General features: G+C 65.5%; 14 protein-coding genes and 2 tRNA genes. 8 read left to right on the top strand and 8 right to left on the bottom strand.

Going from position 1 to position 13,299, the window contains the following annotated elements; genetic code table 11:
- Positions 1-228, top strand: a complete 228-nt coding sequence (locus AC0L20_RS04740; protein WP_473287621.1) for a DUF6894 family protein — start codon at positions 1-3, stop codon at positions 226-228.
- 80 nt (positions 229-308) lie between these two features.
- Here the strand turns inward: AC0L20_RS04740 and AC0L20_RS04735 are convergent.
- Together AC0L20_RS04735 and AC0L20_RS04730 are read right to left on the bottom strand one after the other, a co-directional pair.
- A tRNA-Thr gene (locus AC0L20_RS04735) sits at positions 309-383 on the bottom strand.
- A gap of 166 nt (positions 384-549) precedes the next feature.
- On the bottom strand, positions 550-1,059 hold the full coding sequence (locus tag AC0L20_RS04730; RefSeq protein ID WP_473287620.1) for a hypothetical protein: 510 nt from the start codon (positions 1,057-1,059) through the stop codon (positions 550-552).
- A 283-nt stretch (positions 1,060-1,342) separates the two neighbouring features.
- On the opposite strand from AC0L20_RS04730, the gene AC0L20_RS04725 reads away from it, so the two are divergent.
- Complete coding sequence (locus AC0L20_RS04725; protein ID WP_473287619.1) at positions 1,343-1,828, top strand: hypothetical protein; 486 nt, start codon at positions 1,343-1,345, stop codon at positions 1,826-1,828.
- 41 nt (positions 1,829-1,869) lie between these two features.
- Positions 1,870-2,397 (top strand): hypothetical protein, encoded by a 528-nt coding sequence (locus tag AC0L20_RS04720; RefSeq protein WP_247287089.1) that lies wholly within the window; start codon positions 1,870-1,872, stop codon positions 2,395-2,397.
- Positions 2,398-2,458: 61 nt separating this feature from the next.
- On the opposite strand, the gene rlmB is transcribed toward AC0L20_RS04720, so the two are convergent.
- Positions 2,459-3,289: a 23S rRNA (guanosine(2251)-2'-O)-methyltransferase RlmB gene (rlmB, locus tag AC0L20_RS04715; protein ID WP_473287618.1), complete on the bottom strand. Its 831-nt coding sequence runs from the start codon at positions 3,287-3,289 to the stop codon at positions 2,459-2,461.
- A 206-nt stretch (positions 3,290-3,495) separates the two neighbouring features.
- On the opposite strand from rlmB, the gene AC0L20_RS04710 reads away from it, so the two are divergent.
- A tRNA-Tyr gene (locus AC0L20_RS04710) sits at positions 3,496-3,581 on the top strand.
- Positions 3,582-3,702: 121 nt separating this feature from the next.
- On the opposite strand, the gene AC0L20_RS04705 is transcribed toward AC0L20_RS04710, so the two are convergent.
- A complete protein-coding gene (locus AC0L20_RS04705; RefSeq protein ID WP_473287617.1) occupies positions 3,703-4,734 on the bottom strand; it encodes an LLM class flavin-dependent oxidoreductase in 1,032 nt (343 codons plus the stop codon).
- A gap of 156 nt (positions 4,735-4,890) precedes the next feature.
- On the bottom strand, positions 4,891-5,820 hold the full coding sequence (locus AC0L20_RS04700; protein WP_473287616.1) for a LysR family transcriptional regulator: 930 nt from the start codon (positions 5,818-5,820) through the stop codon (positions 4,891-4,893).
- A gap of 106 nt (positions 5,821-5,926) precedes the next feature.
- Between AC0L20_RS04700 and AC0L20_RS04695 the strand changes: the two genes are divergently transcribed.
- Genes AC0L20_RS04695 through AC0L20_RS04685 form a run of 3 tightly spaced genes read left to right on the top strand, consistent with a single transcriptional unit; the run spans position 5,927 to position 9,044 of the window.
- Positions 5,927-7,285 (top strand): MFS transporter, encoded by a 1,359-nt coding sequence (locus AC0L20_RS04695; RefSeq protein ID WP_456769383.1) that lies wholly within the window; start codon positions 5,927-5,929, stop codon positions 7,283-7,285.
- The gene (locus AC0L20_RS04690) at positions 7,282-7,779 is read left to right on the top strand and encodes a GAF domain-containing protein (protein ID WP_473287615.1); all 498 of its coding nucleotides are present in this window, start codon (positions 7,282-7,284) and stop codon (positions 7,777-7,779) included. Before AC0L20_RS04695 ends, AC0L20_RS04690 begins: the two co-directional genes overlap by 4 nt.
- Positions 7,780-7,796: 17 nt before the next feature.
- Positions 7,797-9,044 (top strand): metal-dependent hydrolase family protein, encoded by a 1,248-nt coding sequence (locus AC0L20_RS04685; protein ID WP_473287614.1) that lies wholly within the window; start codon positions 7,797-7,799, stop codon positions 9,042-9,044.
- A gap of 30 nt (positions 9,045-9,074) precedes the next feature.
- Here AC0L20_RS04685 and AC0L20_RS04680 read toward each other — a convergent pair whose 3' ends face one another.
- Positions 9,075-10,055, bottom strand: coding sequence for an NADPH:quinone oxidoreductase family protein (locus AC0L20_RS04680; RefSeq protein WP_473287613.1), 981 nt, complete (start codon positions 10,053-10,055; stop codon positions 9,075-9,077).
- 57 nt (positions 10,056-10,112) lie between these two features.
- Positions 10,113-12,170: an ATP-dependent helicase gene (locus AC0L20_RS04675; protein ID WP_473287612.1), complete on the bottom strand. Its 2,058-nt coding sequence runs from the start codon at positions 12,168-12,170 to the stop codon at positions 10,113-10,115.
- 128 nt (positions 12,171-12,298) lie between these two features.
- On the opposite strand from AC0L20_RS04675, the gene AC0L20_RS04670 reads away from it, so the two are divergent.
- On the top strand, positions 12,299-12,889 hold the full coding sequence (locus tag AC0L20_RS04670) for a TMEM175 family protein (protein ID WP_473287611.1): 591 nt from the start codon (positions 12,299-12,301) through the stop codon (positions 12,887-12,889).
- A 9-nt stretch (positions 12,890-12,898) separates the two neighbouring features.
- On the opposite strand, the gene AC0L20_RS04665 is transcribed toward AC0L20_RS04670, so the two are convergent.
- The gene (locus tag AC0L20_RS04665; RefSeq protein WP_473287610.1) at positions 12,899-13,279 is read right to left on the bottom strand and encodes a YciI family protein; all 381 of its coding nucleotides are present in this window, start codon (positions 13,277-13,279) and stop codon (positions 12,899-12,901) included.
- Positions 13,280-13,299 lie beyond the last annotated feature (20 nt).

The raw sequence follows: 13,299 nt of genomic DNA, 5'->3' as shown, positions 1-13,299 counted from the left end.
ATGAAGTTCTACTTCGACATCAAGGACGATTTTTTCGCTGCGGTCGACGAGGATGGGGTGGATTTGCCCGGCCCGGAAGCCGCCGAAAAAGAGGCGATCGCAATGGCGACCTCGATTGCCAGAGACGTCGCGTCGGCAAAGGGGGCGCAGGTCCTCATTACAGTCAGGAACGAGAAGCACCCGCTGCTCGAGTTGAGTGTAACGGTCGCTCGGAAAGCTCTGACGTGATTTGCCTTGGAGATCGATTCTGGCCGTCGTCAGACGGAGGAGTGCCCCGATCTATAAGGCCGTGGTGTCGGCTAAATCGGTGGTGCCGGCTGAGGGGATTGAACCCCCGACCTTCGGTTTACAAAACCGCTGCTCTACCGCTGAGCTAAGCCGGCGACGCCTGGAGAAGCGGGGCAGGGCCGGCGTATGCCGGGGCTGTCCGCCCGTGCGCGCCGCAATATCAGACTTGACCGGAAAGTGCCAGAACCCGCGATGCCCGATGCAGACATGAATCAGGCGGCCCGAAAGCCGCCTGATCTGTCGCATTCGGTTCAAACCGCCTTACTGGCAGATGTGCCGGCGGCCGTCTTCGCCCTTGAACCAGGTGCCGGGCGTGCAGACGAAGCCGTTGCGCTGGGCGTAGGTGCGAGTGTCCCAGCCGCGGTTGTCCCAAGAATTATTCCACGAATTATCCCAACCATTGTCGTAGGCGTAGGCGTCGTTCGGGGCACGGAACGGGGCGGTTGCGATTGCGCCCGCAGTCCCGATGGCTGCGCCGGCCACGCCAGCGGCTGCTCCGACCGCGCCGGTGGCGACGTCGGTCGGCCAGAAGCCGGTGCGGCTCCTGTTCCAGTCGTTATTCCAGTCGCCGTTGGTGGTCTGGCGATAGGACACGCGACGATGCCGATAGCCGCTGTCGGTGTACGGATTTCCCGGTCCGACGTTCTGGCAGTTGGCGTTGGGGAATTGCGCCGCGCAGCGGCCGGGATTGTTGATCACGGCCTGCGCCATGGCAGAGCCCGTCACCAGGGTCGCCGCAATCGCCGTGGCTCCGAGAAGTTTGATATTCATGATTGTTTGGCTCCCATTTTGTTGACGGGGGCTAAACGCCGAGGACGCCGGACGTTCCGCTGAAACCGGCGGATTTTCGTGTGCGACAGTCAAACGGAAGTGAGCACGCGCCACGGTTCCGGACTGCAGGGGCCGGCGGCGTTAATGCTTCGCTAGTTCGCCTTGCAGCATTTGAGCGGCGCGCAATCCTTACACATTAGGCTTACCGGCAATTGGTGAGAGGGCCTTAACCCTCTCTGCGTCGCCATCGGGTAGGTTGTCGCCGGATAAATGGGATCCCCTCATGCGCGCATCTGCGCTCGCTGCCTTTCTGATCGGACTGCCCGCGACGGCGTTTGCCGGCGGCGGCTTCGATATCGTCGTTCCCGGTCGCCCCGGCGTGCCCATCATCATCAACAACATCGACGCGTCCTATACCGTGATCGAGGGGACCTGGGGCCTGGGGAAGAACGTCCAGGTGCAGCCCACGATCTATGGCGGGCGCTATGTCGCCGAGCGCCAGCCCACGGACGTCGGCCATTACTACCCGACGCTGGGCCTGCGGCCCGGCTATGGCCGGCTCGAGGTCGAGCCGCCCGCGAACCGGAAAATACCCAAGCCCGCAGAGAGTTATTACCAGAGCTGGGGCGCGCAATCGGCGCCGCTGCCGGCGCAGATGGACGTGCCCGTCAATCCGCCGCCGGTGATCCTCGCGCCCGAGATCAACGACCAGCCGCGGCGTCCTCGGCCGCGGCCGCGTGCAGAGATGCCCGGCAGGCCGCCGGGTTAAGAAACGAAAACAACAAACGAAAATCAACAGGAGAGAGAGTAATGCGTCAGATGATTTCGGGACTGGTCGCGGCGGCTGCCGTGATGTTCGCCGCCACCGCGCCCGCCGCGGCCTGCGGCTTCAATCCGTGCCAGCCGGTCGCGCCGGTCTATTCCGGCTGCAACACCGGCTGCGGCGGTTACGGAGCCGGCTATGGTTATGGCGCCTATGAGCGTCTCGCCGAGCCCACCACGCAATATTATCACGTCAACCAGGGCCCGACCTACACCGGCCCGGGCGCCTTCGCGCCGTATCCGACCTATCGTGAGGACGCGGTGGTTGCGCCCGCCAATTACGGCTACGGCCGTGGTTATGGCTATGGGCACGGCTATGGCTATCGCGCCGCCGCGGTCGAAGCGCCGGCCGCCTATCCCTACCGCCGCCCGTATTACCGCCCGTATCGCTACGGCTACGGCCCGCGCGCCGGCTATCTGCCGCGCACGCATTACGGCTATGGTCCGCGCTACGGCTACGCCCCGCGCCATGCGCCGTACTATGGCGGCCACCGCGTGCTGCGTCGCTATTACTGATCGCTTGATCGTTTGACCCAACGAGACGCCCGTCCGCGATGCGGACGGGCGTTTTGCTTTGCTAGCGCTTCATCAGCCCGAGCCGGCTGGCGCCGACATAGAGCGAGAGCACGGCGGCATTCGAGACGTTGAGGCTCTTGATCTCGCCGGGCATGTCGAGCCGCGCCACGACGCTGCAGGTCTCGCGCGTCAATTGCCGCAGGCCCTTGCCTTCCGCGCCCAGCACCAGCGCGAGCGGCTCGCGCAGGGTGACCTCGGAAAGATCCGCGCTGCCTTCACTGTCCAGCCCGACGGTCTGGAAGCCGAGCTCGTTCAGCGTGGTCAGTGCGCGGGCGAGGTTTTGCACCGTCACCATCGGGACCAGCTCCAGCGCGCCGGAGGCGGCCTTGGCCAGCACGCCGGTCGCTTCCGGACTGTGGCGCGCGGTGGTGACGATCGCCTTCACGGCGAACGCCGCCGCCGAGCGCAGGATCGCGCCGACATTGTGCGGATCGGTGATCTGGTCGAGCACCAGCACGATGCCGTCCTGCTCCAAATCCTCGATGTCTGGCGAGGGCAGGGGATCGGCCTCGGCGAGCAGGCCCTGGTGCACGGCGTCGGGCGACAGCAGCCGGTCGATCTCCTGGGGCCGGACGATTTCAGGTATGACGCGGGTTTCGATGTTCTCGTCCGCGAGGCGCTTTGCAGCGTTCTCGGTCAGCGTCAGCTTGCGGATCTGCCGCTGGGGGTTGGCGAGCGCCATGGTGACGGTGTGCCAACCATAGAGGATGACGGGACCGTCGGTGTCCGAATCGCGCTCGCGCCGAGGCGGGCGACCGGCCGATTTTCCGGGCCTGTTGAAGGGCTTAGACCCGCCGCGGGGGCCCCTCGGGTTGAATTTTCGATCCTTCATGGGCTCGCTTGTGTCACGGGTCCCGGAATATGGCAATTTGGGTGGCTTCGGGGGCGATTTTAGCTGTTCGCCTCGGTTGACTTTACCCCATCGCTTCGCCGATAACCGCGCCCGGTCGCGCCCCCATCCGGGCTGTCGCGGCCTTCACGTTCCATGGCCGTCTTCGGTCGCCGGCAAGGTCCGGCCCGATTGTGCTGCCGTCGAGCGGGGGAGTGTCCCGAGTGGCAAAGGGAGCTGACTGTAAATCAGCCGCCTTATGGCTTCGCAGGTTCGAGTCCTGCCTCCCCCACCAGCCTTCGCTCGCTTCGCGAGCTACGGCTCGGCAAGCCGGCACCGATGGTCATGGCGCGAAGTGCGCGAAGGCTGTCGCGCCGTAGCCCGTAGGGCGCAGGCGGACTGGCGCAACGCGCAAGTTACCCCATCATCTCCCGCACCATCGGCATCACCTTCCGCCCATAGAGCTCGATGCTCTTCATCAGCTTCCCATGCGGCAGCGGGCCCGCCGAATACTTCAGCTGAAAGCGCGAAATGCCGAGTGTCTTTGCCGTCTTGGCGATCTTGCGCGCGACCGTCTCCGGCGAGCCGACATAGAGCGAGCCGTGCTCGGCCTCGTTCACGAACTCGTCGCGACCCATCGGTGGCCAGCCGCGTTCCTTGCCGATGCGGTCGCGCATCGCCTTGTAGTCGGGCCACAGCTCCTCGCGCGCCTGGTCGTCGGTCTCGGCGACATAGCCTGGCGAGTGCACGCCGATCGGCTGTGCCGGGCGGCCGAACTCCCTGAACGCGCGATGATAGAGATCGACGAAGGGCGCGAAGCGCGCGGGATCGCCGCCGATGATCGCGAGCATCAAGGGCAGGTCGTAATGCGCCGCGCGCACCACCGATTGCGGGCTGCCGCCGACGCCGATCCAGGTCTTCAGCGTGCCGTTCTCGACCGGGGGATAGACCAGCTGCCCCTTGAGCGGCGGACGCAGCTTGCCTTGCCAGGTCACCGGCTTCTGCGACAGCAGTGCCGCGAACAGATCGAGCTTCTCCTCGAACAGCTCTTCGTACTTGCGCAAATCAAAGCCGAACAGCGGGAAGGATTCGGTGAACGAGCCGCGGCCGAGGATCACCTCGGCGCGCCCGTTCGAGAGTGCATCGAGCGTGGCAAAGCGTTGGAAAACGCGGATCGGATCGTCCGAGCTCAGCACCGTCACGGCCGAGCCGAGATGGATGCGCCTGGTCCGCGACGCGATTGCCGCCAGCGCGGTCTCGGGCGAGGAGATCGCGAAGTCGGCGCGGTGATGTTCGCCGAGGCCGATGAAGTCGAGGCCGAGGTCGTCGGCCAGCACTGCCTCGTCGACGACGTTGCGGATCACCTGCGCGTGCGGAAGCATCGCGCCGGAGGCGTCCCTGGTGACGTCGCCAAAGGTGTCCAGTCCGAATTCGAGCGGTGCGGTCATTGATGAGGTCTCTGCGGGCGCTGCTTGCGCGCCTGTCATTGGGGGAGGGGATTGCTTTGGCTGGAGCTAAGCAGCAGGAACTGGAACACAATGCTGCTTCGAGAAACCCATTGTTTCCCTTCTTTCGTGGTTTCGGGGGGCCCCGCCGCCCGCAGCTCAGTCGGATCTGGCGAACATCTCGACCAGCGTCTCGCGCAGCCAGCGCTGCGCCGGTACGGTGTCGTTGCGCTGGTGCCAGAACAGGCTGACGATGCGTGGCGGCGCCTTGAGCGGAAGCGGCATCGCGTGCAGGAACGGCGCGTGCCGGGATTGCGAGCGCAAATCGCTCGGCAGCACCGCGATCAGGTCGGACTGCCGCACGATTTCGTAGGCGGCGCTGTAGTGATTGACGGTCGCGACCAGGTTGCGCGACAGCCCGCGCGAGGCGAGGAAGAGGTCGTAGGACGGCAGGGTCTTGCCGGCGAGGCTCACATCGACATGCCCTGCGTTGAGGAAGCTGCGCGTGCTCAGCCGCTTCATCGCCGCGAGCGGATGACCGCGCCGCATGAAGCAGGCGTAGTCGACGGTCCACAGCGAGCGCGAGCGGATGGCGGCCGGCTGCTGCGCCTCGTTGACATAGACGCTCAACACACAATCGACCCTGTTGTCCTCGAGCTGATCGGCGATCTCCACGACGGTGTTGGGGACGGTGTGGATGCGCGCCTTCGGCGCGACCTTGCCGAAATGGTTCAGCAGGTTCGGCATCACCAGCGAGGCGACGTAATCCGACATCGACAGGCTGAATTCGGTCTGCGCACGGCGCGGATCGAACACCTGCTCGTCAAGCGCGCCGCGGACGGTTTCGAGCGCGTCGCCGATCGGCTCCCACAGCACCACGGCGCGCTGGGTCGGACGGATGCCGGTGCCGGACCTGACGAACAGGGGATCGCCGAGCGCGTCCCGCAGTCGTGCGAGCGCATTGCTGACCGCCGGCTGCGTCATCAGAAGCGCGTTGGCGGCGCGCGTGACGCTGCCCTCGGTCATCAGGGCCTCGAACACTTTCAGCAGGTTGAGGTCGAGCTTTCGGAACGACAGAACATTCACCACAGTGATGTACTAGATCATGATTATAAATTATGACGATAATCTCTCCTTGTCTATGCTTCCCCCGGGAATGAGCGGAGTGCCGGGCCGCCAGACAGAGGGGACTTTCATGTCGATGATCTCGGCGCGCATCGAGCGCCTTCCATTCGCACGCTTCCACGGGCATCTGCTGCTGATGGGCGGGCTCGGCTACATGTTCGACGCGATGGATGCAGCCGTGCTGGCGTTCATCCTGCCGGTGCTGCGCACGACCTGGAATCTGTCGAGCGTGCAGATCGGCGTGCTCGGCAGCAGCACCTATATCGGCTTCCTGTTCGGTGCGCTGCTGGCGGGCACGCTGGGTGACCTGATCGGCCGTCGTGCGGTGATGATGTCGGCGCTGGCGCTCTATTGCGTCGCATCCATCGTCAGCGCGGCGGTGAACGACTGGTCGTCCTTCTTCGCCGCCCGCGTGGTCGCGGGCATGGGCACCGGCGCGGAGAGCGCAATCATTGCGCCCTATCTGGCGGAATTCGTCGCACGGCGTTACCGCGGCAGCTTTACCGGCGCGCTGGCCGGCTTCTTCTCCTTCGGTTTCGTCGCGGCGGCCTTGCTCGGCTATTTCATCGTGCCCGCCTATGAGAACGGCTGGCGCATCGTTCTGGTGATCACCGCGGTGCCGGTCGTCATGCTGCTGTGGTGGCGCAGGGCGCTGCCGGAATCGCCGCGCTGGCTGGAAAGCCGGGGCCGCGAGAAGGAAGCCGCAGCCGTGCTGGACAGGATCGAGGCCGGCTTTGCGAGCCAAGGCCACGTCCTGCCGCAACCGGTCGTCGAAATCACGGCGCCTGCCGTGACTGGTGGGACGCTGCTTGCCAACTTTGCCGCGCTGCTCGCCGGCCGCCAGGCGCGCATCACCATCATGACCTGGATCATGTGGCTGACGATCACGTTCAGCTACTATTCCTTCTTCGTCTGGATCCCCGGCCTTCTGGTCCAGAACGGCATGAGCATCACCAAGAGCTTCGCCTATTCGATCGCTATCTATTGCGCGCAGATCCCCGGCTATTTCAGCGCCGCGTACTTCAACGAGCGCATCGGCCGGCAGGCGACGATTGCCTCCTACATGGTGCTCGGCGGCGCCAGCGCGCTCGGGCTGGCGTTCGCGCAGAGCGACCAGCACATCATGGTCGCCGGAATCTTGCTGTCCTTCTTCATGAACGGCACCTATGCCGGCGTCTATGCCTATACCGCCGAGGTATTTCCGACGGCGGTCAGAACCACCGGCGCCGGGCTCGCCTCCGCAATCGGCCGCATCGGTGCGATCGTCTCGCCGATCCTGGTCGGATATCTCTATCCCAATTTCGGCTTCGCCGGCGTGTTCGGCCTCACCACGAGCGTCCTGCTGTTAGGCGCGCTGACCGTGGTGCTGATGGGCGTGCCGACGCGCGGCCGTTCGCTGGAAGAGATTGCCGCGGGCGAAGTCGCATGAGGGAGACGAAACACCGATCCGATCCGCTGCTCTGCGCTGTCGCGGCCGCGCAGGGCAGGCCGGATCAGCCGGATGCCCTGTACTCGGCGCTGGACGACGCCCTGAAATCGGCGATCGGGCACAAGCTGTTCACGATCCTGACCTATGACGACGACACAAGGGAAGCAGCGCGGGTGTATTCCAATCTTCCCGGACCTTACCCGGCGGGCGGACGCAAACGCCTGGCGCCGGGGCCGTGGACCGAGGCCGTGCTCGACCGCGGCGAGGCCTATATCGGCCGCACCCGGGACGATCTGCGCGAGGTGTTTTCCGATCACGAGCTGATCGCTTCGCTCGGCTGCGAAAGCGTGCTCAACATGCCCGTGCGCTGGCGCGGGCGCACGCTCGGCTCGCTCAATCTGCTCCATGAGGCAGGCTGGTACGGTGAGGACGACGTCGCTGCGTGTCTTCCATTCGCCCAGCTCGCTCTGCCCGCGCTGTTCATCCAGGTCTGATCAGACAGGAAGTCGTCATGTCCCGTGTGCTCTTCAAGAACGCCGCTCTGCTCGATCCGCTCCAGCCGGACCTCCTGGAGGGGCATCACGTGCTGGTCGAGGACAATCTGATCAAGGAGGTTTCCGATCGGCCGCTCCAGGTGGAAGCCGACCGCACCGTCGATCTGAAGGGCAAGACGCTGATGCCCGGCCTGATCGACCTGCATGTGCATGCGATCGCCGTCGAGCTCAATTTGGCGCAGCAGGTGCACATGCCGAACGTGCTGGTGACGCTGCGTTCGACGCTGCTGCTGCGCGGCATGCTGCGGCGGGGCTTCACCACCGTGCGCGACGCCGGCGGCGCCGGCCACGCATTGAAGCAGGCGATCGAGACCGGTCTCACCGACGGTCCACGGCTGTTCGTCTCGGGACGTGCGCTCAGCCAGACCGGCGGCCACGGCGACATGCGGGCCCGCTCGGACTACCTCGCCAGCGACGCACCGTGCCCCTGCTGCGTGCGTGTCGGCGCGCTGGCGCGCGTTGCCGATGGTGTCGATGGCGTCCGCAGGGCGGCGCGCGAGGAACTCCAGATGGGCGCCGACCAGATCAAGATCATGGCTTCCGGCGGCGTCGCTTCACCGACCGATCCGGTCGGCGCCTTCGGCTACTCCGAGGACGAGATCCGCGCCATCGTCGAGGAGGCGCGCGGGCGTCAGACCTATGTGCTGGCCCACGCCTACACCGCTGCCGCGATCGAACGCGCGGTGCGCTGCGGGGTGCGCACCATCGAGCACGGCAATCTGGTCGATGCTCCGACCGCGCAGCTGATGGCCGAGAAGGGCGCCTATGTGGTGCCGACGCTCGTCACCTACGAGGCGCTGGCCAACGAGGGCGCCCAGTATGGCCTGCCGCCGGAGAGCGTGGCCAAGATCGCCGATGTCCGCGACGCCGGGCTGCGTTCGCTCACGATCTATCGCGATGCCGGCGTGAAGATGGGGTTCGGCAGCGACCTGCTTGGGCCGTCGCAGCGTCTGCAGAGCGACGAATTCCGCATCCGCGCCGAGATTCTCGGGCCGCGCGCCGTCATTGCCAGCGCGACATTGGTCGGCGCCGAGGTGCTCGGCATGGAAGGCAAGCTCGGCCGGGTCGCGCCCGAAGCCATTGCGGACCTGCTGGTGGTCGACGGCAATCCGCTGCGCGACGTGGCCTGCCTGCTCGGCCAAGGCGAGCACATCCCGGTGGTCATGAAGGCAGGCAAGGTCCAGTTCGACCGGCTCAACGCTTAGCTGCCGCCACATCCCGCGCGCCGGTGCGTCCTATATCGAGATACGCACGACCATCTTGCCAAGCGCCCCGCGCGTCTGCATGGTCCTGAACGCTTCCCGGAAATCATCCAGCGTGAAGACGCGACCGACCACGGGCTTCAGCTGGCCTTCGGCCAACCATGCCGTCAGCTCCGACATCAGGCGCTTCTGCACCTCGGGCTCGCGGATTGGAAGCTGCGCGAGGTCGACGCCGAGCAGGGCGCCACCCTTCAGCAGTGGCAGGTTGAACGGCAATGCAGGGATCGCGCCGGCGGCAAAACCGACCACGAGATGACGGCCGCGCCATGCGATTGAGCGAAAGGCCTGAACCGAGACTTCGCCGCCGACGGGGTCGAAGATCACGTCGGCGCCGTGTCCTCCCGTCAATTCCTTCAATGTGTCGCGCCAGTTGGTCTGCGTGTAATCAACCACGGCATCGGCGCCGTGCTGTCGCGCGAACTCGCGCTTGTCTGGTGTCGATGCCGCTGCGATCACGCGGGCGCCGAGCAGCCTGCCAATCTGGACAGCTGCGATTCCCGTGCCGCCCGCTGCGCCCAACACCAGAAGCTGTTCGCCTGCGCCGAGCGACGCGCGCGCACTCAGCGCATAGAGGGCGGTCAGGTAATTGGCACGAAACGAGGCGGCGACCTCCGCCGCGACGCCGTCCGGCAGGGGATAGAGCGCTTCGGGGGTGACGACGATCTCTTCGGCGAGCGCGCCCGACCGCGTCATGCCCATCACGCGCATGCCGGGTCGATAGCCGCCCGGTGCACCGGGCGCTTCGTCCACGATCCCTGCGAATTCAGTTCCGGGAATGAAGGGCAGTGGTTCCTTGGTCTGGTAGAGACCCTGGATCTTCAAGCCGTCGACGAATCCGATTCCCGCAGCCTCTACCCGGATGCGCAGCTGTCCGGGCCCGATGCGCGGAGACGCAACGTCCTTCAGCTCAATTTGATCGATGGACGCGTATTGCTCGACGACGACGGCTTTCATGTCGGACCTCTGTTGTTCCAGTTATCCTGACAAGTCCCGATACCAGCCTCTTGTGTCTTACCGCCACATCCCCCGCATCCTTGCCCCGATGTCGACCTTTGGCCCTTGCGCGGCAGTGCGCGCTGAGCTTGCGCCGGCTTTCGGCCAGGCGGTGCGCTCGAACAGATAGACGAGCTGCTCCGGGATGAAGCGGGTGCGCGAGGCGTAGACGTGGCGGTCGCCCTTGGCGGCCTGGCCGCGGGTGAAGAAGCGCTGCGGCACCACGAGGTGCAGATCGTCCTTGGCGCGCGTCATCGCGACATAGAGCAGGCGGCGTTCCTCCTCGAGCTCGGCGCTGGTGCCGGCGCCGAGATCCGACGGCATGCAGCCGTCGACGACGTTGAGCACGAATACCGATTTCCACTCCTGGCCCTTGGCGGAGTGGATGGTGGAGAGGATCAGATAGTCCTCGTCGCGCAAGGGTGGCCCGGATTTGTCGCTGGTCGCATCCGGCGGATCGAGCGTGAGCTCGGTCAGGAATTTCTCGCGCGAGGCATAGCCGCTCGCGATCTGCTCGAGCTGCATCAAATCGGCGCGGCGGGCCTCGGAATCCTCGTGCAGGCGATCGAGATGCGGTTCGTACCACAGCCGCACGCGTTCGAGGTCAGTCGGCCATTCCGAATAGCGCAAATTTTCGATGGTGCGGACGAAGTCGGTCCAGTCCGCGCCGGTGCGCGGCGGCACCGGGAGCTGGCCGAGCGCGGCGAGCGGATCGGTGCTCTCGGCCATCTGGTCGAGCACACGCTGCGCCGTCGCGGGTCCAATGCCCGGCAACAGATGCAGGATGCGGAAGCCGGCGACGCGATCGCGCGGATTCTCGGTGAAGCGCAGCAGCGCCAGCACGTCCTTGACATGCGCGGCGTCGAGAAACTTGAGCCCTCCGAACTTGACGAAGGGAATGTTGCGGCGGGTGAGCTCGATCTCGAGAGGACCGGAATGCGAGGACGTCCGGAACAGCACCGCCTGGTGCTTCAGGAGCGCGCCTTGCTCGCGGTTTGCCAGCACCTCCTCGACGATGTAACGGGCCTGGTCGGCCTCGTCGTGCACGGTGACGAGTTGCGGTTTTTGCGTGGCGGCGCGATCGGTCCAGAGGTTTTTTGTGAAGCGCTCGCGCGCCAGGCCGATGACGCCGTTGGCCGCCGCCAGCACGGGTTGCGTCGAGCGGTAATTGCGGTCGAGCGTGATCATCTCGGCGCGGGGCGAGAAGCTCTGCGGAAAATCCAGGATGTTGCGGACGGTGGCGGCGCGGAACGAATAGATCGACTGCGCGTCGTCGCCGACGACGGTGAGGCCGCGTCCGTCCGGCTTCAGCGCCAGCAGGATCGAGGATTGCAGGCGGTTGGTGTCCTGATATTCGTCGACCAAGACGTGATCGAAGCGGGCACCGATTTCTTCCGCGATCAGCGCATCGCTCATCATCTGTGACCAGTAGAGCAGGAGGTCGTCGTAATCGAGCACGTGCTGGGTCTGCTTGGCCTCGACATAGGCCGCGAACAGGCCCTTCAGCTCGGCCGCCCAGCCTGCGCACCAGGGATAGTGCGCCCCCAACACCTTCTCGATCTCCATCTCGGCATTGACGCAGCGCGAGTAGATCGACAGACAGGTGCCTTTGGCGGGAAAGCGGCTCTCGGTCTTCGACAATCCGCGCTCGTGCCGGACCAGGTTCATCAGGTCGGCGGAATCCTCGCGGTCGTGGATGGTGAAGGCAGGATCGACGCCGATCCGTTCGGCATATTCGCGCAGCAACCGTGCGCCGATACCGTGGAAAGTGCCGGCCCAGGCGAGCGCGTCACGCATGATCGCGGCGTTGTTTTCGCCGAGCACTTTTCGGGCGATGCGCTCGACCCGGCCGGCCATCTCGGCCGCGGCGCGGCGCGAGAACGTCATCAAGAGGATGCGGCGCGGATCGCTGCCCGCGACGATCAAATGCGCGACGCGATGCGCCAGCGTATTGGTCTTGCCGGAGCCTGCACCGGCGATGACGAGCAGGGGCGCGCCTACGGTCGCACCATCGGCCACGCCATGCTCCACGGCGCGGCGCTGCTCCGCATTGAGCGTGTCCAGATATGTCGCCACGAATCGCCCCGGTGAAACAGCCAGAGTCGGCGATCCCGCTGCGAATCGCAATGCGTCTGGACGGGACCGATGTTAAGACCTAGGGACAAGACGGCCCAAGGTTCCATTCCGAAAAAGCGCCACCCGGCATGACCGAGCTCAAATCCGACCAATTCGAGATGCGACGGCTGGAATCGCTCAGCAACACCATCTTTGGCGTCGCCATGACGCTGCTCGCCTACGACCTGCCCAGGGCCGCGGTGTTCAGCAGCGCGCCCGACTGGAACGATCTCGCCCGGGTCTATTCCGGCAAGCTCGCGGGTCTAGCGCTCAGCTTCATCATCGCCGGCGTGTTCTGGATCAGCCATCACCGGCGGCTGGCGCGCCAGCCGGTCGGCAGCCGCGGCGCGGTGATCCTCAATCTGTTCTTCCTGCTGTCGATCGTGCTGCTGCCGGTGACCAACGGCCTCTACACCAACTACCCCACGAGCAGTGCGGTCGCGGTGCTCTACGGCCTGCACCTGACTGCGATCGCTGGCCTCAATGCCTGGCTGTGGTTCAGGATCCTGGGCGGCTGGCGCCAGGAGATCATGGCTTCGCTGTTTCCGCTGCTGGTGTTCATCCCGGGCACGGTCGTTGCGGCGTTCGCGCCGCAAGTCGCGCCGTTCGTGTGGTTCATCGCCTTCGGCGGCCTGCTGATCCAGCGCTTCTATGCCTCCCCGGCCGGGACGGACGCGTAGGGCCGCGGCTCAGTCTTGCGTCGTGCCGAACCCGTCGGCCGGCACGTAAAGCTTGACCGGGCGGATTTCGTAGACCGCTGACGGATTAACCTGGCGCAGGGTCCGCGCGGCCGCGATCGCCTCCTCGTCCGTGTCGTATTCGACGAGGTGGAAGCCCAGGAGCTGCTCCTTGGTCTCGGCAAACGGGCCATCCAGCACGACGCCCGCGCCGGGGCCGCGCAAGGTGCGGGCCTTTCGGGTCTCATCCAGGCGAGCGGCCGGGCCGAAATGCCCGCTTGCCCGGAGGGGCGCCTGAACCTCGATGACTTTGGCCACAACTGCGGCGTCCTTTTCGGGCGTCCAGGACAAGATCTCGTCTTCCACGTGATAGGCCAGGATGGCGTAAAGCATCGTCACCTCGTTGATTTTCG

It is taken from the genome of Bradyrhizobium sp. Kon58, assembly GCF_055807455.1.
The sequence above is the reverse complement of the archived record's forward strand: the minus strand, read 5'-3'. Positions and strand labels throughout refer to the sequence as shown.

Bases quoted from the DNA above. Each gene is read 5' to 3' on its own strand.
- AC0L20_RS04665 (WP_473287610.1), bottom strand. From the start codon at position 13,279: ATGCTTTACGCCATCCTGGCCTATCACGTGGAAGACGAGATCTTGTCC.
- AC0L20_RS04730 (WP_473287620.1), bottom strand. From the start codon at position 1,059: ATGAATATCAAACTTCTCGGAGCCACGGCGATTGCGGCGACCCTGGTG.
- AC0L20_RS04670 (WP_473287611.1), top strand. From the start codon at position 12,299: ATGACCGAGCTCAAATCCGACCAATTCGAGATGCGACGGCTGGAATCG.
- AC0L20_RS04740 (WP_473287621.1), top strand. From the start codon at position 1: ATGAAGTTCTACTTCGACATCAAGGACGATTTTTTCGCTGCGGTCGAC.
- AC0L20_RS04720 (WP_247287089.1), top strand. From the start codon at position 1,870: ATGCGTCAGATGATTTCGGGACTGGTCGCGGCGGCTGCCGTGATGTTC.
- AC0L20_RS04690 (WP_473287615.1), top strand. From the start codon at position 7,282: ATGAGGGAGACGAAACACCGATCCGATCCGCTGCTCTGCGCTGTCGCG.
- rlmB (WP_473287618.1), bottom strand. From the start codon at position 3,289: ATGAAGGATCGAAAATTCAACCCGAGGGGCCCCCGCGGCGGGTCTAAG.
- AC0L20_RS04685 (WP_473287614.1), top strand. From the start codon at position 7,797: ATGTCCCGTGTGCTCTTCAAGAACGCCGCTCTGCTCGATCCGCTCCAG.
- AC0L20_RS04725 (WP_473287619.1), top strand. From the start codon at position 1,343: ATGCGCGCATCTGCGCTCGCTGCCTTTCTGATCGGACTGCCCGCGACG.
- AC0L20_RS04705 (WP_473287617.1), bottom strand. From the start codon at position 4,734: ATGACCGCACCGCTCGAATTCGGACTGGACACCTTTGGCGACGTCACC.
- AC0L20_RS04680 (WP_473287613.1), bottom strand. From the start codon at position 10,055: ATGAAAGCCGTCGTCGTCGAGCAATACGCGTCCATCGATCAAATTGAG.
- AC0L20_RS04695 (WP_456769383.1), top strand. From the start codon at position 5,927: ATGTCGATGATCTCGGCGCGCATCGAGCGCCTTCCATTCGCACGCTTC.